The sequence below is a fragment of the Streptomyces regalis genome (assembly GCF_001509475.1).
GTDB lineage: Bacteria > Actinomycetota > Actinomycetes > Streptomycetales > Streptomycetaceae > Streptomyces > Streptomyces regalis.
In genome coordinates, this window is the sequence record NZ_LLZG01000401.1 from 1 (window position 1) to 25,258 (window position 25,258).

Annotated in this window: 21 protein-coding genes and 2 pseudogenes; 7 read left to right on the top strand and 16 right to left on the bottom strand. The window is 71.9% G+C overall.

The genetic code is table 11. The features are described from left to right. Both ADL12_RS55850 and ADL12_RS43460 read right to left on the bottom strand, forming a co-directional pair. Window positions 1–197, bottom strand: a pseudogene (locus ADL12_RS55850) (FGGY family carbohydrate kinase); the annotation flags it as partial. A gap of 26 nt (window positions 198–223) precedes the next feature. Continuing rightward, entirely contained in the window at window positions 224–1,675 is a 1,452-nt protein-coding gene (locus ADL12_RS43460) for an FGGY family carbohydrate kinase (protein WP_062713877.1), read from the bottom strand. A gap of 378 nt (window positions 1,676–2,053) precedes the next feature. Here ADL12_RS43460 and ADL12_RS43465 point away from each other — a divergent pair, with 378 nt between their 5' ends. Then, window positions 2,054–3,148 carry a mechanosensitive ion channel family protein gene (locus ADL12_RS43465; protein WP_062713879.1) on the top strand — a complete coding sequence of 365 codons (1,095 nt, stop codon included), beginning with the start codon at window positions 2,054–2,056 and terminating at the stop codon, window positions 3,146–3,148. Between the two features lie 15 nt (window positions 3,149–3,163). Here ADL12_RS43465 and ADL12_RS43470 read toward each other — a convergent pair whose 3' ends face one another. Further along, window positions 3,164–4,729, bottom strand: a complete 1,566-nt coding sequence (locus ADL12_RS43470) for a M1 family metallopeptidase (protein WP_062713881.1) — start codon at window positions 4,727–4,729, stop codon at window positions 3,164–3,166. 236 nt (window positions 4,730–4,965) lie between these two features. Here ADL12_RS43470 and ADL12_RS43475 point away from each other — a divergent pair, with 236 nt between their 5' ends. Beyond that, complete coding sequence (locus ADL12_RS43475; RefSeq protein ID WP_062713883.1) at window positions 4,966–7,185, top strand: NADP-dependent isocitrate dehydrogenase; 2,220 nt, start codon at window positions 4,966–4,968, stop codon at window positions 7,183–7,185. Window positions 7,186–7,254: 69 nt separating this feature from the next. Here ADL12_RS43475 and ADL12_RS43480 read toward each other — a convergent pair whose 3' ends face one another. Continuing rightward, the gene (locus tag ADL12_RS43480; protein ID WP_062713885.1) at window positions 7,255–8,361 is read right to left on the bottom strand and encodes a DNA glycosylase AlkZ-like family protein; all 1,107 of its coding nucleotides are present in this window, start codon (window positions 8,359–8,361) and stop codon (window positions 7,255–7,257) included. A gap of 5 nt (window positions 8,362–8,366) precedes the next feature. Beyond that, the gene (locus tag ADL12_RS43485) at window positions 8,367–8,696 is read right to left on the bottom strand and encodes a DUF5713 family protein (protein ID WP_062713937.1); all 330 of its coding nucleotides are present in this window, start codon (window positions 8,694–8,696) and stop codon (window positions 8,367–8,369) included. A 48-nt stretch (window positions 8,697–8,744) separates the two neighbouring features. Here ADL12_RS43485 and ADL12_RS43490 point away from each other — a divergent pair, with 48 nt between their 5' ends. Beyond that, window positions 8,745–9,542 (top strand): N-formylglutamate amidohydrolase, encoded by a 798-nt coding sequence (locus tag ADL12_RS43490; protein WP_062713887.1) that lies wholly within the window; start codon window positions 8,745–8,747, stop codon window positions 9,540–9,542. A gap of 9 nt (window positions 9,543–9,551) precedes the next feature. On the opposite strand, the gene ADL12_RS43495 is transcribed toward ADL12_RS43490, so the two are convergent. From ADL12_RS43495 to ADL12_RS43505, 3 genes are read right to left on the bottom strand one after another with little or no spacing between them, the layout of a single operon-like run. Further along, complete coding sequence (locus ADL12_RS43495) at window positions 9,552–10,043, bottom strand: hypothetical protein (RefSeq protein ID WP_208614744.1); 492 nt, start codon at window positions 10,041–10,043, stop codon at window positions 9,552–9,554. Window positions 10,044–10,051: 8 nt separating this feature from the next. Beyond that, the gene (locus ADL12_RS43500; RefSeq protein ID WP_062713889.1) at window positions 10,052–10,627 is read right to left on the bottom strand and encodes an RNA polymerase sigma factor; all 576 of its coding nucleotides are present in this window, start codon (window positions 10,625–10,627) and stop codon (window positions 10,052–10,054) included. A gap of 59 nt (window positions 10,628–10,686) precedes the next feature. After that, window positions 10,687–12,123 carry a S8/S53 family peptidase gene (locus tag ADL12_RS43505; RefSeq protein ID WP_062713891.1) on the bottom strand — a complete coding sequence of 479 codons (1,437 nt, stop codon included), beginning with the start codon at window positions 12,121–12,123 and terminating at the stop codon, window positions 10,687–10,689. A 148-nt stretch (window positions 12,124–12,271) separates the two neighbouring features. On the opposite strand from ADL12_RS43505, the gene ADL12_RS43510 reads away from it, so the two are divergent. Further along, the gene (locus ADL12_RS43510; RefSeq protein WP_062713941.1) at window positions 12,272–14,839 is read left to right on the top strand and encodes a CHAT domain-containing protein; all 2,568 of its coding nucleotides are present in this window, start codon (window positions 12,272–12,274) and stop codon (window positions 14,837–14,839) included. Between the two features lie 29 nt (window positions 14,840–14,868). On the opposite strand, the gene ADL12_RS43515 is transcribed toward ADL12_RS43510, so the two are convergent. Then, a complete protein-coding gene (locus ADL12_RS43515) occupies window positions 14,869–16,680 on the bottom strand; it encodes a LuxR family transcriptional regulator AbsR2 (RefSeq protein WP_062713893.1) in 1,812 nt (603 codons plus the stop codon). Between the two features lie 98 nt (window positions 16,681–16,778). On the opposite strand from ADL12_RS43515, the gene absR1 reads away from it, so the two are divergent. Continuing rightward, the gene (gene absR1 / locus ADL12_RS43520) at window positions 16,779–17,864 is read left to right on the top strand and encodes a beta-glucuronidase AbsR1 (RefSeq protein WP_062713896.1); all 1,086 of its coding nucleotides are present in this window, start codon (window positions 16,779–16,781) and stop codon (window positions 17,862–17,864) included. A gap of 130 nt (window positions 17,865–17,994) precedes the next feature. Here the strand turns inward: absR1 and ADL12_RS43525 are convergent, their stop codons facing one another. Together ADL12_RS43525 and ADL12_RS51980 are read right to left on the bottom strand one after the other, a co-directional pair. Beyond that, entirely contained in the window at window positions 17,995–18,447 is a 453-nt protein-coding gene (locus ADL12_RS43525; RefSeq protein WP_425265214.1) for a GNAT family N-acetyltransferase, read from the bottom strand. Between the two features lie 69 nt (window positions 18,448–18,516). Continuing rightward, window positions 18,517–18,644, bottom strand: a pseudogene (locus ADL12_RS51980) (helix-turn-helix domain-containing protein); the annotation flags it as partial. Window positions 18,645–18,696: 52 nt separating this feature from the next. Between ADL12_RS51980 and ADL12_RS43530 the strand changes: the two are divergent. Next, window positions 18,697–19,068, top strand: coding sequence for a hypothetical protein (locus ADL12_RS43530; RefSeq protein ID WP_062713900.1), 372 nt, complete (start codon window positions 18,697–18,699; stop codon window positions 19,066–19,068). Between the two features lie 92 nt (window positions 19,069–19,160). After that, a complete protein-coding gene (locus ADL12_RS43535; protein WP_062713902.1) occupies window positions 19,161–19,733 on the top strand; it encodes a MarR family winged helix-turn-helix transcriptional regulator in 573 nt (190 codons plus the stop codon). A 15-nt stretch (window positions 19,734–19,748) separates the two neighbouring features. Here the strand turns inward: ADL12_RS43535 and ADL12_RS43540 are convergent, their stop codons facing one another. The 5 genes from ADL12_RS43540 to ADL12_RS43560 all read right to left on the bottom strand — a co-directional run bounded on the left by ADL12_RS43540 (window position 19,749) and on the right by ADL12_RS43560 (window position 25,257). Next, entirely contained in the window at window positions 19,749–20,459 is a 711-nt protein-coding gene (locus ADL12_RS43540) for a gamma-glutamyl-gamma-aminobutyrate hydrolase family protein (RefSeq protein WP_062713904.1), read from the bottom strand. Next, entirely contained in the window at window positions 20,456–21,946 is a 1,491-nt protein-coding gene (locus ADL12_RS43545; protein ID WP_062713906.1) for an aldehyde dehydrogenase, read from the bottom strand. The genes ADL12_RS43540 and ADL12_RS43545 overlap by 4 nt, the downstream gene beginning before the upstream one ends. A gap of 121 nt (window positions 21,947–22,067) precedes the next feature. Beyond that, complete coding sequence (locus tag ADL12_RS43550; protein WP_062713908.1) at window positions 22,068–23,516, bottom strand: APC family permease; 1,449 nt, start codon at window positions 23,514–23,516, stop codon at window positions 22,068–22,070. Between the two features lie 182 nt (window positions 23,517–23,698). Continuing rightward, window positions 23,699–24,358, bottom strand: coding sequence for a TetR/AcrR family transcriptional regulator (locus ADL12_RS43555; protein WP_062713943.1), 660 nt, complete (start codon window positions 24,356–24,358; stop codon window positions 23,699–23,701). A gap of 44 nt (window positions 24,359–24,402) precedes the next feature. Then, entirely contained in the window at window positions 24,403–25,257 is an 855-nt protein-coding gene (locus ADL12_RS43560; protein WP_062713910.1) for a fumarylacetoacetate hydrolase family protein, read from the bottom strand. Between the last annotated feature and the right edge of the window lies 1 nt (window position 25,258).

The following is a 25,258-nucleotide window of genomic DNA, read 5'->3' on the forward strand; positions in this document are numbered from 1 at the left end:
CCAAGGAGAGCCCCCACTTCCGCCCGGAACACGGCACGACGCCCGGCAGCCTCACCCGCCATGACGCGCGGCTCATAGAGCACGGCCGACATCCCGCCCGGCAGAACCTCAGCAAGCACCAACCCCGGGCCCACACCCAGCCAGGCCAGCACACCGACACCCCACGCCGCCGCGTCCGGCAGGGCGAACCCTCCCACCCGACCACAACGCGCGGCCGCCCCCCTCATACGGACGCCCCGCCCGTCCCACCAAGGAGAGCCCCCACTTCCGCCCGGAACGCCGCACGCCGCCCGGCAGCCTCACCCGCCGTGACGCGCGGCTCGTAGAGCGCCGCCGGCTTCCCGTCCGGCAGAGCCTCAGCGAGCGTCAGGCACGGCTCCACGCCCAGCCGGGCCAGCGCGCCGACGCCCAGTGCGGTCGCGTCGGGCAGGGCGGAGACCTCCACGGGGCGTTGCAGCAGGTCGGCCTGGGTCTGCATGAGGAGGGCCGAGCGGGTCAGACCGCCGTCGACTCGCAGCACCCGCAGGGCGGTGCCGAGGTCGGTCTCGGTCGCGTCGGCGAGTTCGGCGACCTGGGCGGCGATGCCCTCGCACAGTGCGCGCACCAGGTGTCCGGCGCCCGTGTCGAGGCCCAGTCCGGTGAGCGAACCGCGCAGGTCACCGCGCCACCAGGGGGCGGCGAGACCGGCCAGGGCGGGCACGAAGGTGACTCCGCCGCTGTCCGGCACCGTGGCGCCCACCACGTCGAGGTCGGCGGCGCCCTTGATGACGCCGAGGTCGGTGAGCCAGCCGACGGCGGACGCGGCCGTGTACACCTGGCCGTCGAGGCAGTAGTCGGTGCGTCCGGCGAGCCGCCAGGCGACACAGCTGACCAGGCCGGAGGCGGTGCGCCGGGGCGTGTCACCGGTGTGGGCGAGGAGGAAGGCGCCGGTTCCGTAGGTGCACTTGGCGCCGCCCGGGTCGGTGACGCGCTGGGCGAGGAGGGCGGCCTGCTGGTCGACGAGGAGGCCGGTGAGCGGGATCTCAGGGCCGTCGAAGGCGGTCGTCGTGCCGACCGGGGTGGCGCAGTCGACGACGTCAGGGAGCCGTTCGTCCGAGAGTCCGTAGAGGTCGAGCGCGCGGTCCGACCAGTCGGCCCGGTCGAGGTCGAGGAGTTGGGTACGGCCTGCGGTGGCGGCGTCCGTGACATACGCGCCGGTGAGCCGGTGGACGAGCCAGGCGTCGCTGGTGGTGACGACCCCGTCGCGGGTCAGATGGCGTCGTATCCAGGCCATCTTGGAGGCGGCGAAGTACGGGTCGAGGGGCAGGCCGGTCAGTCGGCGTAACTCGTCGGCGTGCGGGGCGAGTTCCGCGCACACCGTCTCGGCGCGACGATCCTGCCACACCAGCGCGTCGGTCAGCGGGCGGCCGGTGCCGGGGTCCCAGGCGAGCACGGTCTCGCCCTGGTTGGCGAGGCCCAGCGCCACGACGGGTTCGCGGGCCTCGGCCAGCGCGCGGTTTCCGGCCTCGACGACCGAGGCGTACAGCTCGTGGGGGTCGACCTCCACCAGGCCGCCGGGCAGATGGCGGGGGTGGACGGCGGTGAATCCGGTGCCGATGACGCCGCGTTCGGGGCAGACGACGAGGGCCTTGGTGCCGGAGGTCCCCTGGTCGATCGCGAGCACCGGACCTGTCATGGCACCTCTCCCCGTCGACTCCCGCGACGCCCTCGACTGTCTCGGCCGCCTCGGCGATCACCCGCGCCAGCCTGCCGCCGGGGTGCGCGGGCGTCAAGCGGCGCTCTGCGTACCCAGGCCGTGGGCGGCAAGTGCCCCTTCGCCCACCGGCTGTCGGCGGAGAATGCCCGAAACCGGCCCAAGACGCCGTCCGGGCGCCGATCCTGGTACGAACACCTGTGCCCGATACGGCAGGATGAGCCCTCGTGCCGGCCTCGGGGGACGGGTGGCCGACACGATGGCACATCGCGGAAAACGAGCAGGTGACAACGTGACGAGACTTCACATCCGGCCGTCGGCGAAGGGGTTCGCCGCAGCTCTTCACCACGGAGGCGACCGGTGAAGCGAGCGCTCATTGTGGACGACCTGGTCATCGCCGGGATCGCGCTGGCGGCGGGGCTGCTCGCGGCCTTCCTGCTGCGCATGCTGCTGCGCTGGCTCGGCAAGCACGCCGACCGCACCCGCTGGAGCGGCGACGACCTCATCGTGGACACGCTGCGGACCGTGGTGCCCTGGGCGGCGTTCCTCGGCGGCGCGGCCTCCGCGGGCGCGGCGCTGCCGCTGACCCGGACGGTCCAGCACAACGTCAACAAGACCTTGACCGTGCTGCTCATCTTCGTCGTGACGCTGGCGGTGGCCCGTGGCGTCGCCGGACTGATGCGGACGGTCACCCAGTCCCGCCCCGGCGTCGCCGGCTCGGCCACGATCTTCGTCAACATCACCCGGATCCTGGTCCTGGCCATCGGCTTCCTGGTGGTGCTCCAGACCCTGGGCATCTCCATAGCGCCCCTGCTCACCGCCCTGGGCGTCGGCGGTCTGGCGGTCGCGCTCGCCCTGCAGGACACGCTCGCCAACCTCTTCGCGGGCATCCACATCCTCGCCTCCAAGACCGTCCAGCCCGGCGACTACATCCGGCTGGCCAGCGGCGAGGAGGGCTATGTCGAGGACATCAACTGGCGCCAGACGACCGTACGCGCGCTCTCCAACAACCTGATCGTCATCCCCAACGGGGAGCTCGCGAAGACGAACATGACCAACTTCATGCGCCCCGAGCAGGAGTTGACGATCCTGGTCCAGGTCGGCGTCGCCTACGACAGCGACCTGGACCACGTGGAGCGGGTGACCAACGAGGTCATCGGCGAGGTGATGACCGAGGTCGAGGGCGCCCTCCCGGACCACGAGCCGATCATCCGCTTCCACACCTTCGGCGACTCCCGGATCGGCTTCACGGTCATCCTGGGCGTCGGTGAGTTCAGCGACCAGTACCGGATCAAGCACGAGTTCATCAAGCGCCTGCACAAGCGCTACCGCCGGGAGGGCATCCGCATCCCGGCGCCCACGCGGACGGTGGCGATCCAGCAGGGCACGGTGGCGATACCGCAGCAGCGCCTCCCCGAAGAGGCGGACGAAGTGGCCTCCGTCCGCCTCGACTGACGTACCCGGACGTCGCTACAGGGTGGCCGAGCTCTCGTGGTGGTCGGCACCCTTGCGGCGGCGCGGCGCGGTGAGCGCCGGGTTCACCGGGGTGACCGTCCAGTCCGGGTGCCCGGGCATCCGCGGCGTCTTCGTGCCGTACAACCAGTCCCGAAGGAATCCGGACAGGTCCTGGCCGGTGACCTCCGAGGCGACGGCGATGTAGTCCTCCGTCGACGCCGAGGAGTTGCGGTACCGGGCGAGGAAGGCACGCTCAAGCGCGCTGAAGGGCTCCTCGCCGACGAGATTGCGCAGCGCGTACAGGACGAGAACGCCGCCCAGATAGCGCTGGCCTTCGAAGAGGTTCGCCGCGTTCGGCGCCGCGACCGGCCCCCAGTCATGGCGCCACTGGTCGCCCTGCGCGTAGGTGTTCTTCATCCGGGCTTCCAAGGTTGTCATGCCCAGGGAGTCGGGCCAGCCGCGCTCATAGCGGTAGAGCAGCCCGTAGAAGTCGGCGTGTCCCTCGTTGAGCCACAGGTCGGCCCAGGTGGCGGGGCTGACGCTGTTGCCGAAGTAGGAGTGGACCAGCTCGTGCATCATGTGCGAGCCGATCTTCTTCTCCTCCTGGAGCAGATACTTCGGCCGGTAGATGGTGAGGGTCTGCGTCTCCAGACCGGTGAAACCGAAGGGCTCCGCGGCGTCGGAGTTGCAGGGCAGCAGTCCGTACGTCTCGAAGGGGTACGCCCCGAGCCGCGCCTCCACCCATTCCACCAGCTTCGGCGTCAGCGCGAGCGCGGGCTCCAGCGCCTCGGCGCGCGCGGCCGGGACGACGTCCCGCAGGGGGAGCCCGTGCGGGCCCTGCCGGTCCTTCACCACGTAGTCGCCGACCGTGATCTGCACCAGTTCCGTCGCCATGGGCTCGCGGGAGCGGTACGTGTACGCCGTACGGCCGCCCGACAGGCTCTCGGTGCGCACGAGCAGGCCGCTCGCCACGCCGCGCAGGCCGACTGGGACCGTGAGGCGGAAGGTGAAGTCGGCCTTGTCGGAGGGGTGGTCGTTGCAGGGGAAGACGGTGTGCGCCGAGTCCGCCTGGCACGCCACCGCGAACCCGTCGAGCGTGTCGACCCAGCCGGTGTGCGGCAGGGCACGGCGCGGGTCCGCCGAGTACTCGACGCACACGGTGACCGCGCACTTGGCGGGCAGGGTCCGCGCGGGCGTTATGCGCAGCTTCTCGTCCACCTGCTCGAACGTCGCCGTACGGCCGCCGACGCGGACGGAGTGGATGTCGAGGCCGAGGCCGTCGAGGGAGAAGCGGGTCAGGGCCTGGGTGGTGCGGATCTTCAGGGTCGCGGTGGCGTCGACCAGGCGGGTCGTGGCGTCGTAGGAGAAGTCGAGGTGGTAGGCGGCGACGCGGTAGCCGTCGTTGCCGAGGGCCGGGTAGACGGTGTCGCCGAGGGTCTCGGGGCCCGGGCCGCCGGAGGTCCTGGGGGCCGACGTCCCCGTGCGCGTCGGCGTGGCGTGGGCCGAGGGCGCGGTGGTCAGGGCCGCCGCGGTTCCGATGAGAGCGGCCGCGGGGGCCGTCACTCGGGTGCGATATCTCATGGTCCGCTTTCGCTGGGGCAGGCCGGGTGGTCAGGACCGGCCGCCGGATCGGTGATCTCCCTACATGACTGTGGGATCGGCCGATCAGGTTGCACGGAGGCGGTACCTCCGTTTACCCGGATCCGGAGATCTCGGCACACATCCCGCACCCGGTGGCGCGGACCCCTGTCGAGCCGAGGTCGATCACGAGATATCTTGATGTCGAGCAATGTTGCAGACGTGGAGCGGAGCACCCGGTGACTGACTCGACCATCATCTATACGCACACTGACGAGGCCCCGGCCCTGGCGACGTATTCCTTCCTGCCGGTGGTCCAGGCGTACGCCTCGCAGGCGGGTGTCACCGTGGAGACGCGTGACATCTCGCTGGCCGGCCGCATCATCGCGGTGTTCCCGGAGTACCTGACCGAGGACCAGCGCATCCCGGACGCCCTCACCGAGCTCGGCGAGCTCGCGAAGACGCCCGAGGCCAACATCATCAAGCTGCCGAACATCTCGGCGTCCATCCCGCAGCTCAAGGCGGCCATCGCCGAGCTGCAGGGCCAGGGCTACGCGCTGCCGAACTACCCGGACGACCCGAAGACCGACGAGGACCGGGAGATCCAGGCCCGCTACGACAAGATCAAGGGCTCCGCGGTCAACCCGGTCCTGCGTGAGGGCAACTCCGACCGTCGCGCCCCCGCCTCGGTCAAGAACTACGCCAAGACCCACCCGCACCGCATGGGCGCCTGGACCTCCGAGTCCAAGACGAACGTGGCGACCATGGCCGAGAACGACTTCGCCTCCACCGAGAAGTCCGTGGTGATCCCCGAGGCCACCACGCTCCGCTTCGAGCTGGTCGGCGAGGACGGCTCCACCACCGCCCTGCGTGAGCCGCTGAAGGTCATCGCCGGTGAGGTCGTCGACGCCGCCGTGCTCCGCGTCACCGCGCTGAACGAGTTCCTCGCCGCGCAGGTCGCCCGCGCCAAGGCGGAGGGCGTGCTGTTCTCCGTACACCTGAAGGCGACGATGATGAAGGTCTCCGACCCCATCATCTTCGGCCACGTGTTGCGCGCGTTCTTCCCGAAGACCTTCGAGCAGTACGGCGCGACGCTGGCCGCCGCCGGTCTGTCCCCGAACGACGGTCTGGGCGGCATCCTCAAGGGCCTGGAGTCACTGCCCGAGGGCGCAGCGATCAAGGCGTCCTTCGACGCGGAGCTGGCCGAGGGGCCGGCGCTGGCGATGGTCGACTCCGACCGTGGCATCACCAACCTGCACGTGCCGTCGGACGTGATCGTCGACGCCTCGATGCCGGCGATGATCCGCACCTCCGGCCACATGTGGGGCCCGGACGGCCAGGAGGCCGACACCCTCGCGGTCCTGCCCGACCACTCCTACTCCGGCGTCTACCAGGCCGTGATCGAGGACTGCCGGGCCAACGGCGCCTTCGACCCGGCCACCATGGGCTCGGTCCCGAACGTGGGTCTGATGGCGCAGAAGGCCGAGGAGTACGGCTCCCACGACAAGACCTTCGAGATCCCGGCCGACGGCACGGTCCGCCTGGTCGACGAGGCCGGCAACGTCGTCCTGGAGCAGGCCGTCGCCGCCGGTGACATCTTCCGCGCCTGCCAGACCAAGGACGCCCCGATCCGCGACTGGGTCAAGCTGGCCGTCACGCGGGCCCGCGCCACCGGCGACCCGGCGGTGTTCTGGCTGGACGAGAACCGCGGCCACGACGCCGTGATCATCGAGAAGGTCAAGCAGTACCTGCCGGAGCACGACACCGAGGGCCTGGACATCCGTATCCTCGCCCCGGTCGAGGCCACCAAGCTGTCGGTGGAGCGCATCCGCCGCGGCGAGAACACGATCTCGGTCACCGGTAACGTCCTGCGCGACTACCTCACCGACCTCTTCCCCATCCTGGAGCTGGGCACCAGCGCCAAGATGCTGTCGGTCGTCCCGCTGATGGCGGGCGGCGGCCTGTTCGAGACGGGCGCCGGCGGCTCCGCGCCGAAGCACGTCCAGCAGCTGGTCAAGGAGGACTACCTGCGCTGGGACTCCCTCGGTGAGTTCTTCGCGCTGGTGCCGTCCCTGGAGCAGTACGCGACCGCCACCGGCAACACCCGCGCCAAGGTCCTCGCCGACACCCTCGACCGCGCCACGGCGACCTTCCTCAACGAGGACAAGTCCCCGACCCGTCGCGTCGGCGGCATCGACAACCGCGGCAGCCACTTCTTCCTGTCCCTGTACTGGGCGCAGGAGCTGGCCCAGCAGACCGACGACGCGGACCTGGCCAAGGCGTTCGCCCCGCACGCCGAGACGCTCGCGGCGAACGAGCAGAAGATCGTCGACGAGCTGATCGCCGTCCAGGGCAAGCCGGCCGAGATCGGCGGCTACTACCAGCCCGACCCGGCCAAGGCCGCCGCGGTCATGCGCCCGTCGGCCACCTGGAACGAGGCGCTCGCGTCCCTGAGCTGACGCACCCCCGCTCCCAGGCTCCGCCCCGGCCGACACCACGTCTGCCGGGGCGCAGTCGTGTCCGCTCACTCAGGCGGGCAGCAAGAGCTCCACCTCCAGCCAGCGGGCCAGGTCCTCGAGCTCCGTGCGGATCTCCACGCTCATGGTCTTCGTGAACGGCACATCCTCATGGATGGCGTTCACCCGCAGCACCCCCGCCTTGCGGTCGGCGGTGGCGTCGAGCTTGCCCACCAGCCGGTCGCCGTACAGGATCGGCAGCGCGAAGTATCCCCAGCGGCGCTTGGCGACCGGCTTGTACATCTCCAACTGGTAGTCGAAGCCGAAGAGTTCGGTGGTCCGCTTGCGGTCATGGATCAGCCGGTCGAAGGGCGACAGCAGAGCCGCCCGCCCCGCGAACGGCTGCCCCAACCGGTCCGGATCGACACGCCACTCACCCCGCACGCCCTCGACGACGGCCGGCTCACCGGCCTCCCCCACGTCCGCCGGCTCGACCTGGCACTCCGGCCCTCGCGCGCGGGCGATACCCAACGCCCGCAGCCGCCGCTCGTCCCGGATGCGCAGCGCCTCCTCGACAGGTACCGCGGGGGCGTCGGGGTAGACCCGCTCGGCCAGGTCCCAAAGCCGATCCCCGCCGCGGCGTCCGGCCACGGCGACCTCCCCGCGCTGCACCATCAGCTCCAGGAGCTTGGTGACATTGCGATTGTTGGTCCACCCGCTCGACTTCCACGGCAGTTCGCAGGTGTCGGGCAACTCGCGGGAGGGCAGCGGCCCTGCGGCGCCGAGCCGGTCGAGTATGTCCCGGCGGCAGGCGTCGTTGGCCGCCACCCACTTACGGTGATACTCACGCCAGGAGGACGGCGTCCCCCGCTCGGGCCACTCGGCCATCTCGGCGCGGTACAGCGCGAGATCCTCACCGGGCCGGATCATCGCCTGCAACTCCAGCAGCGTCCGGTCGGCGAGGGCAGCAGTCAGGTCGGCCGGCGAGTAACCGGCGGACCCGAGCCGACTCCAAGCGACGAGATCGGCGTTGGGCGCGACAGCGGCGGTCGGGTCGACCTGCAGCAGGGTCAGCCGCCGTACGACATCGAGCAGCCCGGCCGGCCGGGAGCGGTCCAGCAGTTGGGCGCGCACGGCGATGCGGCGGGCGTCGGTACGGGAGAGTTCGTGGACGGTCATCCGCGTCACCAGTCCCGCGTGGCGATCAGTTCCTCATCGTCCGCGTCCGCGAATCCATAGGCATGGGCCACGAACCAGAAGTCCCCGGCTATCTCCTCGCGGGCCACGGTCTCGATGTCGAAGTCGTCGTCCTGCAGAGCGTTGAACTCGTCGGTGGCCGCCTGGGTCAGGACGTACAGCGCGGCCAGGTCTGCGGGCCGCTCCGCCTCGATGCGCTCGCACAGCCGCAGCAGGATCGCCTTGCCCCGGTCCACCACGTGGTCGGGGTAGTAGCCGTCCGCATACAGGGCTGTGAGGAACGGGTGCGCGGTCACCTGCTGGTTGCCGATGTTCATGCTGTGATGGTGCACCACGCCACTGACAACGCCCCGGGAGCAGCCGTCATGACCTCTGCCGTGCCGTCGTTCGAGTTGCTCCCCGGAGCCGACGCATCGCCGGTGATCCTGCATGTGCCGCACTCGGCGCGGGAGATACCGCCGCAGGTGCGCGCGGGGATCGTGCTGGACGACTTCGCGCTGGAGCGGGAGCTGGACCACATCGTGGACGCGCACACCGCTGAGCTCGCGGAAGAGGCGGCCGGGGCGTCGAGGGTGACCCCGTGGCGGTTCGTCAACCGGCTCTCGCGGCTGGTCGTCGACCCGGAGCGGTTCCCGGACGAGCGGGAGGAGATGCTGGCCGTGGGTATGGGTGCCGTCTATACGCGGACCACGCACAAGGCACCGTTGAGGCCTGCGGACGCCGACCCCGAACCCCTCATCGAGCGGTACTTCCGGCCGTACGCGAAGGCCATGTCGGACGCCGTGGCCGATCGCCTCGCCGTCACTGGGCGGGCCGTGATCATCGACATCCACTCCTATCCGACCGCCCGGCTCCCCTACGAGCTGCACGGTGAGGGCCCGCGGCCGCCGGTCTGCCTGGGCACCGACTCCTTCCACACGCCGCCCGAACTGCTCGCCGCGGCCCGGGAGGCGTTCGCCCCGTGCGGGGAGACAGGGCTCGACAGCCCGTTCGGCGGTACGTACGTCCCGTTGGAGTTCTACGGCACCGAGCCCCGGGTGGCCGCCCTGATGATCGAGATCCGCCGGGACACGTACATGGCGGAGCCGGGCGGTCCGGCCGGTCCCGGACTCACCCGGCTCACGCAGGCGCTGGCAGCACTGGTGGACGCCGCCTCCCGCTGACGCGGCGCGTCAGGCCCGCAGCCACTCCGTGACCACGACCTCCCCGCCGGTCCGCAGCCGCAGGGCGAAGGGGCCGCTCGGCGGTGCGTCGCTGCTGAAGCGGCCCATGGCGTCGGCCACGACCGGTGTGGCCGTCTGCGGGCCGCCGAGCACCTCGATCCGCGCCTGCTGCGGCGGCAGCACCTGCCCCATCAGCCCCTGCGCGCTCACCTCCACATCGACGGTCACCTCGCCGGCCCGGAAGGTCAGCATCCGCGGCACGTCCGTCGCCCCCCTGACCGGAATGGCGTCCACCACCGAGTCGAACGTCAACTCGGCGATACGGGCGTCGAGGTCGTGCAGGGCGAAGGCCGCGACGGCGCTCTGCCGCAGCTGGGCAGGGACGGGGTCCAGGATGGCGGCGGCCTGGCGGAGCTCCTCCTCCAGCAGCTCGACGTCGAAGCCGTCGTCGCCCAGGGACCGTTCGCCGAGGGGCTCTTCGTCCGTCACTTCGTCGTGCATGTCGTCGTTCACAGCGCTCCCCGTGCGTCGAGTCGGGCCCGAAGTCGGCGCAGACAGCGCTGGCGCAGCGGCCCGATGCTGCCCACGGCGATGCCCAGTGCGGCGGACACCTCCTGGTAGCTGGGCGGCGGCGAGGCCATCAGCACGCGCAGCAACTGGCGGCAGCGGTCGCCGAGTTCCTCGAACTCCTGCCACATCCAGCGGATGCGCTCACTCTCGGCGGCCGCCTCCTCAGAGTCCAGGATCGACTGTTCGGGCGTACGGTCCTCGCTGACCCGGTCGAGCAGCTGCGGATCGCTCGTCACCGTCAGCCGCCTTAAGCTCTTGAGCACCTTCAGGCATTCGTGCCGTGCGGTGCTCGCGAGCCACGATCCGGCCTTCTCGGGTTCACGGATGCGCCCGAGGTGCTGGGCGAAGCGGAACCAGACGGTCTGGTAGACCTCATGGGCGTCGGCGTCGCCCAGCCGATGCGCGCGCACGACGGACCACACCAGTGGGCTCAGCCCTTCCACGAGCGCCTTCCAGGCCGCCGCGTCACCGTCGACGGCGGACTGCACCAAGGCACCGACATCTGCACGGTCCACAGCCCCACCCCTCGTGTACGGCAAGTCATCGTACGCCGCGGAGGGGACGGTTCCGACCCTCATGAGCGAGGAGCCGGTGGCACTACGGGGGCAGGGCGCCAGGTCGAGGGGCGGAGTGCCGGAACGTGCGCCCCCCGCACCTCCGCGAACCCGGAGTTCGCCGCGAGCATCTTGTACCGGGCGACCCGCGGGTCGCGCTCCTGCTGCGCGGTCATGTGGGCGGCGATCATGCCGGCGACCAGGGGCGTGGCGAACGAGGTGCCGCTCCAGTGTGCGAGCCCCTCGAACATCACCTGGTCCGGCTTGACGCTGCGGCCCTGCTCGCTCAACACGCCGGTGTGGCGCGGGGACTGGCAGGTGCAGGAGTAGCCGAAGCCGTACCGGCAGGCGTCGTAGGTGGAGTGCTGGTAGACGTACGGCACGGGCTCGTCGAAGCCGGTGAGGGCGCTGGTGAGCCGCTCGCCGGGCGCGTACACCTTCACCCAGCCGCCGTGGTTGCTGAAGCAGGCTCCGAACTCGCCGTCCTCGCGCAGCGCTCCGACCGACAGCACGACGTCCTGGTAGTCGGGTACGTCGGCGTAGGCGGCGGGCCAGAAGGGCGTGGCGCTGCCGTTGTTGCCGGCCGCCGCGACGAGCAGGGTGCGCCGGCCGCGCAGTTCCTGCATGAATGCCTCGACGCCGAGCAGCGCGTCGGTGCGGCCGTTGGAGGTGCCGGCGGAGAGGCTGAGGATGTCGGGCCAGCCACCCGCGTCGACGGCCTCGAAGAGCTTCTCGCCGAACTCGGACTCCAGGAGGGCGCCCGCGTCGTTGAGGGAGTTGCGGACGGTGATGTCCGTGTTGGGCGCGACGGCGGCGACGAGCCCGGCGATGAAGGTCCCGTGGCCGACGTACTCCTGGAGAATGCCGTCGTCGTCGCACTCCTTGACCTGGGCGTCGCCCTCGGTGTGGGCCAGCAGCGGGAAGGAGCGGTAGTCGTTCATGAGGCCGGTGTCGATGACGAGGACGCCGACGGCGGTGTCCGGGTCGTGGACGCCCTCGGCCGCCGCGGGATTGATCCCACGCTTGAGCAGGGCGGGCACGGGTTCGTCGCCGGGACAGGAGTTGACCCCGCCCGCGATCGCGACGAGGTGGTTGCGGCTGACGAGGCGCCGTCCGGCCCGGCCCTCCGTCTCCCGCAGGGCGCGCAGGGCGTGCGCGACGGTGCGGTCGCCGCTGCGGTCGCCCTCCCCGGGGTCGCCGACCTGGATGCGGGTGATGCCCGAGCGGTTGCTCTGCGGGCTCGCGCGGCGCACGTGGTCCTGCACCAGGTCGGGTTCGGCGGTGAAGTGCGCCCGCACGGTCTCCTCGACGACGCGGGCGTCCTCGCCGTCACGGACCAGTATGTAGCCCTTCTCGTAGATGAACTCGCCGGAGTCGTCCGGTCCCATCGCGAGGGGGACGTCGGGCATGGTGCGCTGGATCTGCTCGAACTGCTCGTGGAATCGCTGTGGTGCCATGGCGTGTCCTCCCGCTGAGGCGACGGTCGTCAGTCAGAGCCGTACGGTCGCTGATTGATACAGCGCCAAACCTGTGTGGCACGGTTCCGAGGCAACTACCATCCGTGGAGTGACAGCGGGAAGCGACTCGGTTCTCGAACTGCTGCCGATGGTGTTCGCCGCCCCGAACGACGCGCTGGCGAGGGCGGAAGGAGTGCTCGACGCCGATCCGTCGCCGTGGCACGCCTCCGTCGCCCACCAGGTGATCGGCATCTGGCAGCGGGACTGGGGCGACATGCGCATCGCCCTGCATCACCTGCGGCGTGCCCGGGATCTCGCGGCACGCGCGGAGTCGGCCGACCGGGAGGCGGACGCCCTGGCCGCGCTCGGGGTCGCGTTGGTGCACGCGGGGCGCACTCAGCAGGGGCTGGCCGCGCTGGAGCGCGGGATCGAGCGCGGGAGCGGACACACGCGCGCGCGGGTGCTGTACCGGCGGGCCTACGCCCGCTGGGTCCTGGGCCACCACCGGGAGGCGCTGGAGGACGTACGCAGGGCGATACCCGTGCTGCGGCAGGTGGACGATGTGATCTGGACGGCGCGGGCGCTCACTTTGCGCGCGACCGTGCATCTGGCGCTCGGCGCGATGGACCGTGCGGATGCCGACTTCACGGCGGCCGAGGCGCTGTGGGACACCACCGGCCAGGAGCACGACAAGGCCGACGCGGTGGAGAGCCGGGGGCTCGCGGCGTTCCGGTCGGGCGACATCCCGGCGGCGCTGCGGCTGCTCGACGACGCCGAGGAGCGCTACGCCAAGCTCGGCACGCCGACGTTCATGCTGAACATCCGCCGCTGCGAGGTGCTGATGGCCGCCGGGCTGGCCCCGGAGGCGCTGGCCGAGGCGGACGCGGCGATCTCCGTGCTCGACGGCATCGGCGGCCAGTCCACCCGCAAGGCCGAACTGCTGCTGGCCGCCGCGCGTGCCGCCCGGCTGGCGGGCGACGCGCACACGGCGATCGCGCGCGCCGACATGGCCGTACGGCTGTTCGCCGGGCAGCGGCGCATGTGGTGGGAGACGCATGCCCGGCTGGTGCTGATCGAGGCGCGGGTCGCCGCCGGGCGCAGTTCGGGCCGGCTGGTGGCCGACACGGCGGCGGTCGCCGAACGGCTGGCCTCCTTCGGCGCGCCCGCCGCGCCGGAGGCCTCGCTGCTCGCGGGCCGGATGGCGCTCGCGCTGGGCTGGCAGGCCGACGCCGAGCAGCATCTGGCCGTCGCCGCCCGCAGCAGGCGCAGCGGGCCGCCGCTGGCGCGGATGACGGGCTGGGCGGCACAGGCGCTGCGGGCGCAGGCGGCCGGGTCGGGGCGCGGCGTCCTGGAGGCCTGCCGGCGCGGCCTGGACGTCCTCGACGCGCACCGGATGACGCTGGGCGCCTCGGAGTTGCGCGCCCGCGCCAGCGCGCAGGGCGCCGAGCTCGCCGCGCTGGCCCAGCAGGCCAGCCTCGACTCCGGCAGCCCGCGCCGGCTGCTGGTGTGGAGCGAGCGCTGGCGGGCCACCGCGCTGTCGACGCCGCCGACCCGGCCGCCGGCCGATCCGGAGCTCCAGAGCGACCTGACGGCGTTCCGGGAGATCGCGGCGCGCGCCGAGGAGGCCCGCAGCGAGGCCCGCCCGGTTCCGGCGCTGGAGCGTGAACAGCGGCGCCTGGAGCGGGAGATACGCTCCCGGACCCTGCACCTGCGCGGCGACACGCCGGGCGACGGCCACCGCTTCGACCCGGCCAGGCTGCTTCAGCGGCTGGGCGACGACGTACGGCTGGCCGAACTCGCCGTGCTGGACGGGCGGGTTCAGGTGCTGTTGTGCGGGCAGGGGCGGGTGCGGCGGTTCGAGGCCGGGCTGCTGGCGGAGGCGGAGACCGAGGCCGAGCACGTCCAGGCCGGGCTGCGGCGGCTGGCGCACCCGGGTGCGGAGGGGCGGCTGCCGGTGGTGGAGGCGGCGGGGCGGCGCCTGGAGGAGCTGCTGCTCGGTCCGGCGGCGGCGCATCTGGGCGACGGCCCCGTGGTGGTCGTACCGCCGGCCCGGCTGCACCGTGTGCCGTGGGCGCTGCTGCCGTCGCTGCGGGACCGTGTGCTCAGCGTGTCGCCCTCGGCGAGCAGTTGGCTGCGCGCCCGGGAGACCGAGCCGCCGCCGGGCGGGCGCCCTGTGCTGGTGCGCGGGCCGGGTCTGGCGACCGGCGGCGCGGAGGTGCCCCACCTGGCCGGACGGTACGGCGGTGCGGTCGTCCTGGAGCACGCCGACGCGCGCGTGCCGCGCGTACTGGAGGAGCTCGACGGCGCCGCGCTCGCCCATATCGCCGCCCATGGCACGTTCCGCGCGGACAGCCCCCTGTTCTCGTCGCTGCGGATGGCCGACGGGCCACTCATCGTCCACGACTTCGAACGCCTGGACCGCAGCCCTTACCGGATCATCCTCTCCTGCTGCGACACCGCCCGGTTCGCCTCCGTCGGCGCCGACGAACTGCTCGGCCTGGTCACCGCGCTGCTGCCGCTGGGCACGGCTGGGGTGGTGGCGTGCACGGCACCCGTCAACGACGCCGCGGTGGTGCCGCTGATGCTCGCGCTGCACAAGGGGCTCAGCGAGGGGCTCTCCTTGGCGGAGGCGCTGCGCGACGCCCGGGCGGCGCTGCCGGGCGACGCGCTGCACCAGGCGACGGGGTGGGCGTTCTCGGCGTTCGGTGCGGCCTGACGCGGCGCTGGGCGTCCCTCGAGGACGGCTTACGCCGGTTGCGCGTCCGGTAGTTCCACCAGCCACGGCAGTGCGCCGCGGTCGCTGGCGCCGAGGCGGGCGTAGGCGCTGTAGAGGTGGTTGCCGACCGTGCGGACGGACAGGGTGAGCTTCTCGGCGATCTGCCGGTTGCTCAGCCCCGTGGCCGCGAGGGTGACGATCTGCCGTTGCCGGGCGGTCAGTTCGCCCAGCACCAGGCCGGACAGCGCCGGGGTGCGGGCGCCCTGGCAGCGGCGGGCCAGGGCGACGGCACGCGTGCGTGCGGTGCGGGCGGCGCGCGGGTCGCGGTGGGCCCGTACGGCCTGGGCGTGCGCCTCGGCCGCGAACAGCAGGAAGCCGCGCTCCTCCAGCTCTTCGGCCACCTGGTCGAGCGCGGGGCCGTCGCCGCGGGCGAGCGCGTCGGCGTGCGCGGCGAAGATGCCGGTCAGGCGGCCCGCGGCAGGCTCGGGGGCGCCGAGGCGGACCGCGTCGTACGCATCGCCGGTGAGCGCCTCGACGTCCCCGTCGGCATCGCCGCGGGCCGTTGCCAGCCGGGTGACCGCCCCACCCCCGTGGGGGCGGCCACCCAGGATCTTGTGCGCGGTCGGCATGTCGCCCGACTGCGCTGCGGCGAGGGCGAGTTCGAGTCGGCAGGTCGGATCGTCACCGCCGTCACCCAGCCCCTCCCGCGCCCACGCCGCCGCCTCCCGCAGCTCGCCGCGCAGCCGCGCGAACCGGGCGCGTACGGCCGCGTACCCGGTCGGCACCGGCGCGCCCTCCGCGACCAGCCACTCCCCCACCGGCGTCGGCATCGCCCGTACGTCCGCCCGCTCGATCCGGCCGGCCAGCGCGGCCCGCTCGGCGTCGAGGGCGGGCCCGCACTGCTCGGGCGTCCGGGACAGCCGCCTCGCCCGCAGCCTGCCGGCCACGGCCCGCAGCACCGGGCCGTGCAGGGGGTGGGCGAGGCGGACGGCGCCCTGGTCGTCGACGTGGACCAGGGAGTCGGCCTCGAGGTGTTCCAGGGCACGAAGGTGGAGTTCGTCCAGGTCCAGGGGCAACGGCTCGGCGAAGGCGAGGCGTTCGAGGGTCTCGCGCTCTTCGGGGCAGGTGCGGTCGAGGACGTGGGCCGTGCGTTCCCGTACCGTCGCGGTGACCGGCACCGGGCCGCGCCACGCCCACTCGTCCGAGTCGGGGACCCGGCCGAGCAGCCCGCGTTCGCGTACGGCGCCCACCAGGTCGCGCAGCAGCCGCAGGTCCCCCTGGCACAGGCGGTGCAGCCGGTTCACGGTGAGCGGCTCCAGGCCGCCCCCGGCTCCGCCCGCCAGCAGTTCGGCGGTCTCCTCGCGGGGCAGTGGCTCCAGGGTGAGGCGGGGCAGGAGTTCGCCGGTCCACAGCCGGGAGATCGCGCCCGGGGCCGGGGCACCGTCGGTGGTGACGACCAGGAGACGGGTGCGTCCGTGCACGGCCAGCTGGTGGACGAGGGCGGCCGAGGCGTCGTCGAGCAGGTGCGCGTCGTCGACCAGGAGCAGTCGTACGCCGGACAGGTGCTGGAACGCGCCGTGCAGGGAGGCCGTCTCGGGCACGAGGTGCGCGAACGCGGCGAAGCGGATCCGGCGGGTCTCGGGGGTGCCGGCCACCCTGGCCCAGCCGGTGCCGCGGACGGCCTCGGTGACGAGCCGGGTCTTGCCGCAGCCCGCCGGTCCCGTGATCACGATGCCGTGCCGACCGGCGGTCAAAGACCCACGGACCAGTTCGAGTTCGTTCTCCCGGCCGGTGAACGGCCAGGGCAGTTCCAGGGTCTTCGCGTCCCGTTCGAAAGTCATCACGGCAATAGGAGCGCGGTGACTCACACTTGATACACGGGGACTTGAGTAGCCCTCGACTCAGGCGCCCGTGGCGGGCCGACGGCAACCTGTTCGGCATGACCGCCCGCTACTGCTCCCTCGCGCAGCAGTCGGCGCCCGCCTTCGCACCGGGGCTGGCCGCCGAGCGGCTCAGTGCGCTCATCAGCGGGCGTCGGATGTGGGTCAACGGCACCGTGCTGCACTACTACTTCTTCGACCGGGACTCCGACGGATCCGTGATCCCCGATCCGGAGACCGGCCGGGCCCGGCGCGTGTCGTGGGTCGGCGGCAAGGAACAGCAGGACGTCGTGCGCGAGTGCTTCCAGGAGTGGCAGGGCCTCGGCATCGGGCTGTCGTTCGTGGAGGTGCGCGACCGGTCGGAGGCCGAGCTGCGCATCGGGTTCCAGCTGGGCGACGGCTCCTGGTCGAACGTGGGCAAGGACTCGCTCCGGGTGGGCCTCAACGATCGCACGATGAACTTCGGCTGGGACCTGACCGTGCCCGGGGAGCGCGCGACGGCCCTGCACGAGATCGGGCACGCGCTCGGCATGCTGCACGAGCACCAGAGCCCGTTCGCCAGCATCCACTGGGACGACGAGGCCGTGTTCGCCGATCTGGCGGGCCCGCCGAACTTCTGGAGCCGGGACAAGACGTTCTTCAACATCCTGCGCAAGCTCGATCCGGACGAGGTCAACGGCTCCGTCTGGGACCCGCACTCGATCATGGAGTACCCCTTCTCGGGCGGGCTGATCCTGGAGCCGGAGCAGTTCCGCGCGGGCCTGAACCCGCCGGGCGTGCTCTCCGACGCCGACAAGGAGTTCGTCCTGCGCTGGTACCCGCCGGCCGAGACGCCCGGGCCGCGGGAACTGGTGCCGTTCCGCTCGGTACCGCTGCGGCTCGGCCCGGCCGAGCAGGCCGACTTCGTCGTCGAGCCGCCGGAGACCCGCGAGTACACCTTCGGCACCTTCGGCGACAGCGACACCGTCGTCGTGCTCTTCGAGGAACGGGACGGCGAGCCCCGTTACCTCACCGCCGAGGACGACGGCGGCACACCGCACAACGCCCTCGTCAAGGCCCGCCTCGTCAAGGGCCGCCGCTATTTCGTCCGAGTGCGTCTGTATGCCAACTGGGGTTCCGGGGAGACCGCGGTCATGTGCTGGTGACAGCACGGCTTTGCTGACGCGCACGGACGCGACAAGTCCACAGTCCGGCGCCGGGGGAAGTGGCCGGAGACGCCGCCTTCGGGGGAGGGCGACGTCTTCGGCCACGCCGGCGTGTCCGGCCACGCGCCGGCTACAGCTCCCGGGTGAAGACCACCATCGGCCGACCGGGACCGTCGTAGTCCTCCTCCACGCGCGCGTCGAAGCCGAGGCTGCGGTGGAAGGCGATGGAGCCCTTGTTGCCGACCGAGGTGATCGCCTTGAGGCGGACCGCTCCCTGGCCTCGGGCCGCATCGGTGAACTCCGTGTAGAGGCGGCGCCCCAGGCCGGTGCCGCGGGTGTCGTCCCGGGTGGCGATGAGGTGGACGTATCCGGTGTGGTCGGGGGTGACGAAGCCGATGACATATCCGCGGATGCCGTCCTCGGCACGTGCGATGAGACAGGTGGCGCCGAACTCCCGCACCAGCACCGGCTGATGGAGCGCGCGCAGGTCGCGCTCGCCCCAGTAACGGGCGTGGTTCTCCAGCACCTGATGGAGGTCCGAGACATCGGCGGGGACGATCTCAAGCGGCATGGTCCTGATCATGACACGGGTGGGACGGGTGGGCGGTGACGGGGAGTTGGTCCAGGCTCGCCTCGTCGATGTGGACGCACCGGGGCCGCCGCTGGCCACGACCGGCACGCCGGCGGCGGCGAGCGCCTTCAGGTCCGGTAGACGGTCCGGACCGACACCTCCAGCTCGTCGGCGAGTTGACGTGCCGTCATCTGCCCACGCGCAGTCATACGGTCGTAGCGTCTCCCGCAGGCATCCCCACGACCTCAAGGGAGACAGCAAGTGATCACCGGATACCTCATCGGCGAGAGCCTTCGCCCCGGCGCCGAGTTCCAGTCGCGGGGCCTCAGGCTGCGCAAGGTCAGCCGGGTCGACGTCTCGGCGAGTGCGGCCGAGGGCCAGCCCGGACTGTGGACGTTCGTCGAGTGGGAGAGCGACGGCGAGGACGTCACGGCGCTCGCGGAGGCGTTCGCGGCGGCGCTCGAGCCCGAGAACGGCTGGTACGTCGACTTCGTCGCCGGGGACGATCGTGTGGTCGTCTTCGCCGGGAAGGTGTTCCGCTACCGGCGCGGTGACGGGGCGGGCCGTGCCGAGGTGGTCGCGTACGGGACGTCGGTGGGGACGCCCGCGCATCAGCTGGACTGGAAGGAGTGAGCCGCCCGCGGGTCGGGCAGCGACTGACCCTTCGTACAATTTGAACCCGAACGACACCGCTGTTCGACTCGCCCGCGGCGAAGGAGTGTGCCATGCCCGGCCAACGATCGATCACCGAAGCCGAGAAGCTGGCCGAGGCCAAGCTCGGTGGTATCCCGCTGCACCGGGAGCAGATGGCCGTGGTCGCCAACATCTACCGCGCGGCCTCGACCGTCCGCCAGCACCTGGAGAACTCCGTGTTGCGCGGGGCCGATCTGACCTGGACGGCGTTCGTGGTGCTCTGGGTGGTCTGGGTGTGGGGCGAGTCGGAGACCCGGCATGTCGCGGAGGAGGCCGGGATCTCCAAGGGGACGCTCACCGGCGTGTCGCGGACGCTGGAGGGGCGGGGGCTGATGAAGCGGGCCGGGCACCCGACCGACGGCAGGCTGGTGCTGCTCAGCCTGACCGAGGAAGGGGAGGCGCTGATGCGGCGCCTGTTCCCGGCCTTCAACGACGAGGAGGCCTTCGTCGCCGGGCGGCTCAGCGACCAGGAGTGCCGGAGCGTCGCGGAGGGGCTGCGCCGGGTGGTGCTCCAGGTCGAGGAGCAGGGCGAGGAGCGCCGGCTCGCCCTTCTCGACGGGGCCGAGCCGGCACCGCGGCGCAGCGGACGCCGACCGAAGGCCTGAGCCACGCCCGCCTGTTCAGCGACGCTCGCGTGCGGCCCGCACCAGGGCGTCGAAGAGGCCCTGCTCTGCCGGATCCCGGTGCGCGGTGTCCTCGGGGTGCCACTGCACGGCCGTGAACCACCCTTCCGCGCCCGGGAGTTCGACCCCTTCCACCGTCCCGTCGGCGGCGCGCGCGGTGACCGTGAGTCCTGTGCCGAGGCGGTCGACGCGCTGGTGGTGGTAGCAGGAGGCCTCCGCCTTCTCGGCGCCGGTGGCCTGTTCCAGCAGGGTGCCGGGCCGGATCGGCACCGGGTGCACTAGGTGCCGGTGTTCGCGCTCGGGGCCGCCCATGTCCTGTTCCAGGGTGCCGCCGAGGGCTACGTTCACGACCTGCAGGCCCCGGCAGATCGCCAGCAGGGGGATGCCCAGATCCAGAGTCCGCCGGGCGACTTCGAGGTCGGAGGCGTCCTGGAGGTCGTCGACGTCGTAGACGGTGTCGTGGATGCCGTCAGCGCCGTAGCGGTGCGGGGCGAGGTCGCCGCCGCCGGGGAGCAGGACGCCGTCGAAGCGGGCGAGCCGCTCCGCCACGTCGGCGTCGGCAGGGTCGGCCGGGTGGATGCTCGCCGGTTCGCCGCCCGCTCGCCACACCGCCTCGATCAGCGCGCGGGCGTTGACCTCGGCCGCGTACCGGAGGGCGGAGGTGGTGGCGCAGAAGCGGGCGGGAACGGCGATCAGCGGGCGGGTCACAGCTGGATCCAGGTGGTCTTGAGCTCGGTGTACTTCTCCAGGGCGTGGGCGGACTTGTCGCGGCCGTTCCCGGACTGCTTCATGCCGCCGAAGGGGACGGTCAGGTCGCCCTCCTCGTAGCAGTTGACCCAGACCGTGCCGGCTTTCAGAGCGCGGGAGACGCGGTGGGCGGTGGAGAGGTCGGAGGTCCACAGGCCGGCGGCGAGACCGTACTCGGTCGCGTTGGCCAGTCGTACCGCCTCGTCGAGGTCGTCGAAGGCGAGGACGGACAGGACGGGGCCGAAGATCTCCTCGCGGGCGAGCCGCATCCCAGGGTCCACGTGAGCGAAGACGGTCGGCTGCAGGAAGCTGCCGCCGGTCTCGGTGAGGGTGCGGGAGCCGCCCGTGAGCAGGCGGGCGCCCTCGGCCAGGCCCGTGGCGATGTGGTCCTGCACCCGCCCCAGGTGGTCCTCGCCGACCAGGGCGCCCATCTCGGTGGCCGGATCGAGGGGGTCACCGACCCGCAGCTCCTGGGCCCGCCGGACGATCGCCTCGGTGACCTGGTCGGCGATCGAGGAGTGCACCAGCAGCCGGGAGGGGGCCGTGCACATCTCGCCCTGGTTGAAGAAGATGCCCCATGCGGCGGTGGCGGCGGCCTGCTCCAGGTCGGGGGCGTCCGGCAGGATGATGTTGGGCGATTTGCCGCCCAGCTCCAGCCAGACGCGCTTGAGGTTGGAGTCGGCCGCATAGTGCAGGAAGTGGCGGCCCACGGCGGTGGACCCGGTGAAGGCCAGGACGTCGACGTCGGGGTGGAGTCCGAGGGCCCGCCCGGCGACGGGACCGTTGCCGTTCACGACGTTGAGCACCCCGGGTGGCAGCCCCGCCTCGGTGGCCAGGCGGCCGAGCAGAAGGGCGGACAGGGGGGAGCTCTCGGACGGCTTCAGTACGACCGTGCAGCCGGCCGCGAGCGCCGGGGCGACCTTCCAACCCGCCAGCGTCAGGGGGAAGTTCCAGGGCACGACGGCGCCGACGACACCGGCCGGTTCGCGGGTGACGAGGGCCAGGGCGTCGGGGGCGGTGTGCGGGGACTCGTCGGTGAGCTTGTCGGCGAGCTGGCCGTACCAGCGGAAGGTGGTGATGGCGGCGCGCAGTTCGATGTCGTACGCGTCCGTGATCGGTTTGCCCATCTCCAGGCTGATGGTCAGCGCCAGTTCGGCGCGCTGCTCCTGAAGCAGGTCGGCGATCCGCAACAGCACCCGGCCGCGCTCGGCGGGCGCGAGGCGCGGCCACGGCCCGGCGTCGAAGGCGCGGCGGGCGGCCGCGACCGCCGCGTCCACCTCGGCGGCGCCCCCGTCGGCGACCTGCGCCAGCACTTGGCCGTCCCGGGGCGAGACGGCCGTGAAGGCCCCTCCCCCGCCCGGCTCGTCGGCGCCGTCGATGTGATGGGCGCCGGACAATTCCAGGGACTTGGCGCGACGCAGCCACTCCTCTTGGGCGACGTCCAGCATGCGGGACCTCCGAGAGAACGTTTAATTTCAAACCAAATTGATTTCAAACCAAATGGGCCGGGTTCGGCCCGTTGCCGGGCGCCACCCGGCCGGCGGTTGCCCGGCCGGGTGGCGTGAGGGACTACGCGCGGGCAGAGCGCGTCAGCCGGCCGGCGAGGACGCCCAGCACCAGGACGGCCGGAACCGCCATCTGAAGCCACACGGCGGTGGTCCGGTCCCCGCCGATGAGGGTCGTGAAGTTCTCGACGATCAGCCAGATGGCCCCGGCGATTCCCAGCGCCCCCAGCACGGGGGCGATCAGCGTGTTCCACGGCCGGGTGTCGAGGCGCTCGCGCCGGAAGAAGGCGACGACCGAGGCCGAGGTCAGGAAGTACAGGAGCATGATCGCCAGCACGGCGATCCCGCTCCCCCACGAGAACAGGGTGACCACCGGGTCCTTGCCGGCCAGCGCGAACGGGATCACCAGGAGTACGGCGATGGCCGTTTGCACGAAGCCCGCCGTGCCGGGCGAGTGCCGGCGGTTGACCGCCGACAGCCTGCGCGGCAGGAGGCCCTCGCGACTGAGCGAGAACAGGTAGCGGTTGGCCGAGTTGTGGAAGGCGAGGATGCCGGCGAAGAGCGAGGTGGCCAGCAGGATCGGCAGCACGTCGTTGGCCCAGCCGCCGAACTGGGCGGCGATCGGACCGAAGACGAACACCGTCGAGTCACCGCTCTCCAGCGCCTGCCCGGCGGCCGCCGTCGCCTTCGAGGCGCCGTAGGAGGAGATCACCATCCAGGAGGCGAAGGCGAAGAAGCCGGTGACGAGGACGACAGCGAGATAGGTGGCCCGGGGCACCGTTCTGCGGGGCTCGCGGGCCTCCTCGCCGTAGATCGCGGTGGCCTCGAAGCCGATCATCGACGCCACGGCGAACATCAACGCCACACCCGGAGCCCCGTCCAGGGCCGCGCCCGGCGAGAACGTGTCCGCGAGCCCGAGCCCCTCGGGCCCGCCACCCTTGACGAGGGTGACGACCGCGAAGGCGCCCAGGATGCTGAACTCGGCCAGCACGAACACGGCCAGCACCTTCGCGCCCATCTCGATGCCGAGGGCGCCGAGGACCTGCACGATCGCCATGGTGACCAGGGCACACGCCCACCAGGGCACGTCCGCCCCGGCGTAGTGCGCCAGCAGGCCGCTGAGGGTCGCCCCGTACAGGCCGTACATGGCGGCCTGCACCGCGCAGTACGCGAAGAGGGCGATCCCCGCACTGCCGTTGCCGAGGTCTTTGCCGAGCCCCTTGCCGATGTACCGGTAGAAGGCCCCGGCGTCCACGACATGCCGGCCCATGGCGACGAAGCCGACCGAGAACAGCAGGATGATCAGGCCGGCCGCGAGATAGGCGGCCGGGGCGGCGGCCCCGTTCCCGATGGCTACGGCGATGGGGGCGGCGCCCGCGACGCCGGTCAGCGGCGCCTGGGCGGAGAGGACGAAGAAGAGGATGCCCAGCACGCCGAGGGAGTTGGGCTTGAGCTTGCCTGCGGTGGAGGCGTCGGGCGCGGTCTGGTTCCGGACCGCCGTCTGACTGTCCACTCGGATCACCTGCCTGGGGAAGAGGACTTCGTTTCAGGCCAAACGAGTTGCCTCATGGTGGGCTGGAACTATCCGTTTGGCAAGGGGGTGAGGGCAAGATTTGGTACGGCGGTGCCGAGATTTGATACGGCAACGAGAACAGACCCCGGGCCACAGGTGCCCGGGGTCCCGGAAAACGCAGGTCAGCTGCCGTTCTCCGGCAGGTCGACGCCGTCGTTCTCCGGTGCCTGGTCACCGTCGGCCGCCAGCAGTCGGAGCAGGCCCCGCAGCTCCTCGATCGCGGCGTCGGTGGTCCGGGGCTCGCCGAAGACGAGCTGGTGCAGTACGAGCCCGTCCAGGGCGGCGAAGACCAGCCGGGTCAGCGGGCGGCCGGCGCCGTCGGGCAGCATGCGGAACAGCTCGCGCTCGGTGGCGTCGAAGTAGTCGTCGTACAGGGCGCGGATCTGCGGCAGCAGCTCCGGTCGGCGCCGGGCTTCCAGCAGGAGCTCGTACTGGAAGGCCTGGATGTCCGGGTCGGCCGTGACCATGTCCGAGACCCCGACCGAGAAGTCGGCGACCTTGCCGGTGCCGGGTTCGAGCGCGCTGGTGCTGAGCGAGGTGCGGATCGCGTGGGCGAGGGCCTCCTCGATCAGCGCGTCGCGCGAGCCGAAGTGGTGGACGACCAGTCCGTGCGTGGTGCCCGCCTCCTGCGCGACCGCCCGGTAGGTGAGCTTGCGCAGCCCGCCCCGCGCCACGACCCGCACCGCGGCGTTCAGCAGCGCCTCCCGGCCCTCGCCGTAGTTCATGCGCCGGCGCGGCTTGCGGCCCTCGGGGCTCTCGGGACCCTCGGCGGATGCGGTCATGTTCGTGACCTTACCCGCCGGGTCGGACACCGCCGCCTGCGTGGTCAACGCTTGGGCGGGCGGACGCCGCGGAACTCCCAGTCGCCGCCGAGCGCGGTCGACAGCACCTCCTCGGACTCGGTGGGCTGGGCGCCGACGTCGGTGCGGATCGGGGTCGGTCCGGTGACGATGTGGTTGGTGAGCCGGCCGAGACCCTCGACCTCGACCTCGACGACGTCTCCGGGCTGCACGGGCCGGGAGTTGGCCGGCGTACCGGACAGGAGCACGTCGCCCGGGTACAGGGTGATGGTGCGGGCGATGTCGGCGACGAGGTAGTGCATGTCCCACTTCATCTCGTCCGTCGAACCGTCCTGGACGACCTCGCCGTTGACGTACGTCCGCAGCCGCTTGCCGTGGAAGTCCCAGTCGGTCACCAGGCCCGGCCCAAGGGGGCAGAGAGTGTCCGAGCCCTTCACTCGCAGCATCGACCCGGCGTCGGTGTCGCGGAAGTCGTGCAGCCCGTAGTCGTTGGCGACGGTGTAGCCGGCGATGTACTCCCCCGCCTCGGCCGGGGAGATGTTCCGCGCGGTCTTCCCGATCACGATGGCGACCTCGCCCTCGTAGTTGAGCCAATTGCAGCCCTCGGGGCGGACGATGGCGCCCTTGTGGGAGTTGAGGGAGGAGGTCGGCTTGTGGAAGTACGTAGGCGTCTGCGGGAGCTCGATCCGGAACTCGTCCACCCGGCTGCGGTGGTTGAGGTGGACGGCGATCACCTTGGAGGGGACCACCGGGGGCAGGTGCCGGGCGTCCTCGATCTTGACGCGGCGGCCGTCCCCGGCGACGAGTTCGTCGCCGTCGACGGTGACCTGGACGGCGGCGCCCTCGAGGAGGATGCGGCGATACTCAGAAAATGCAGCCATG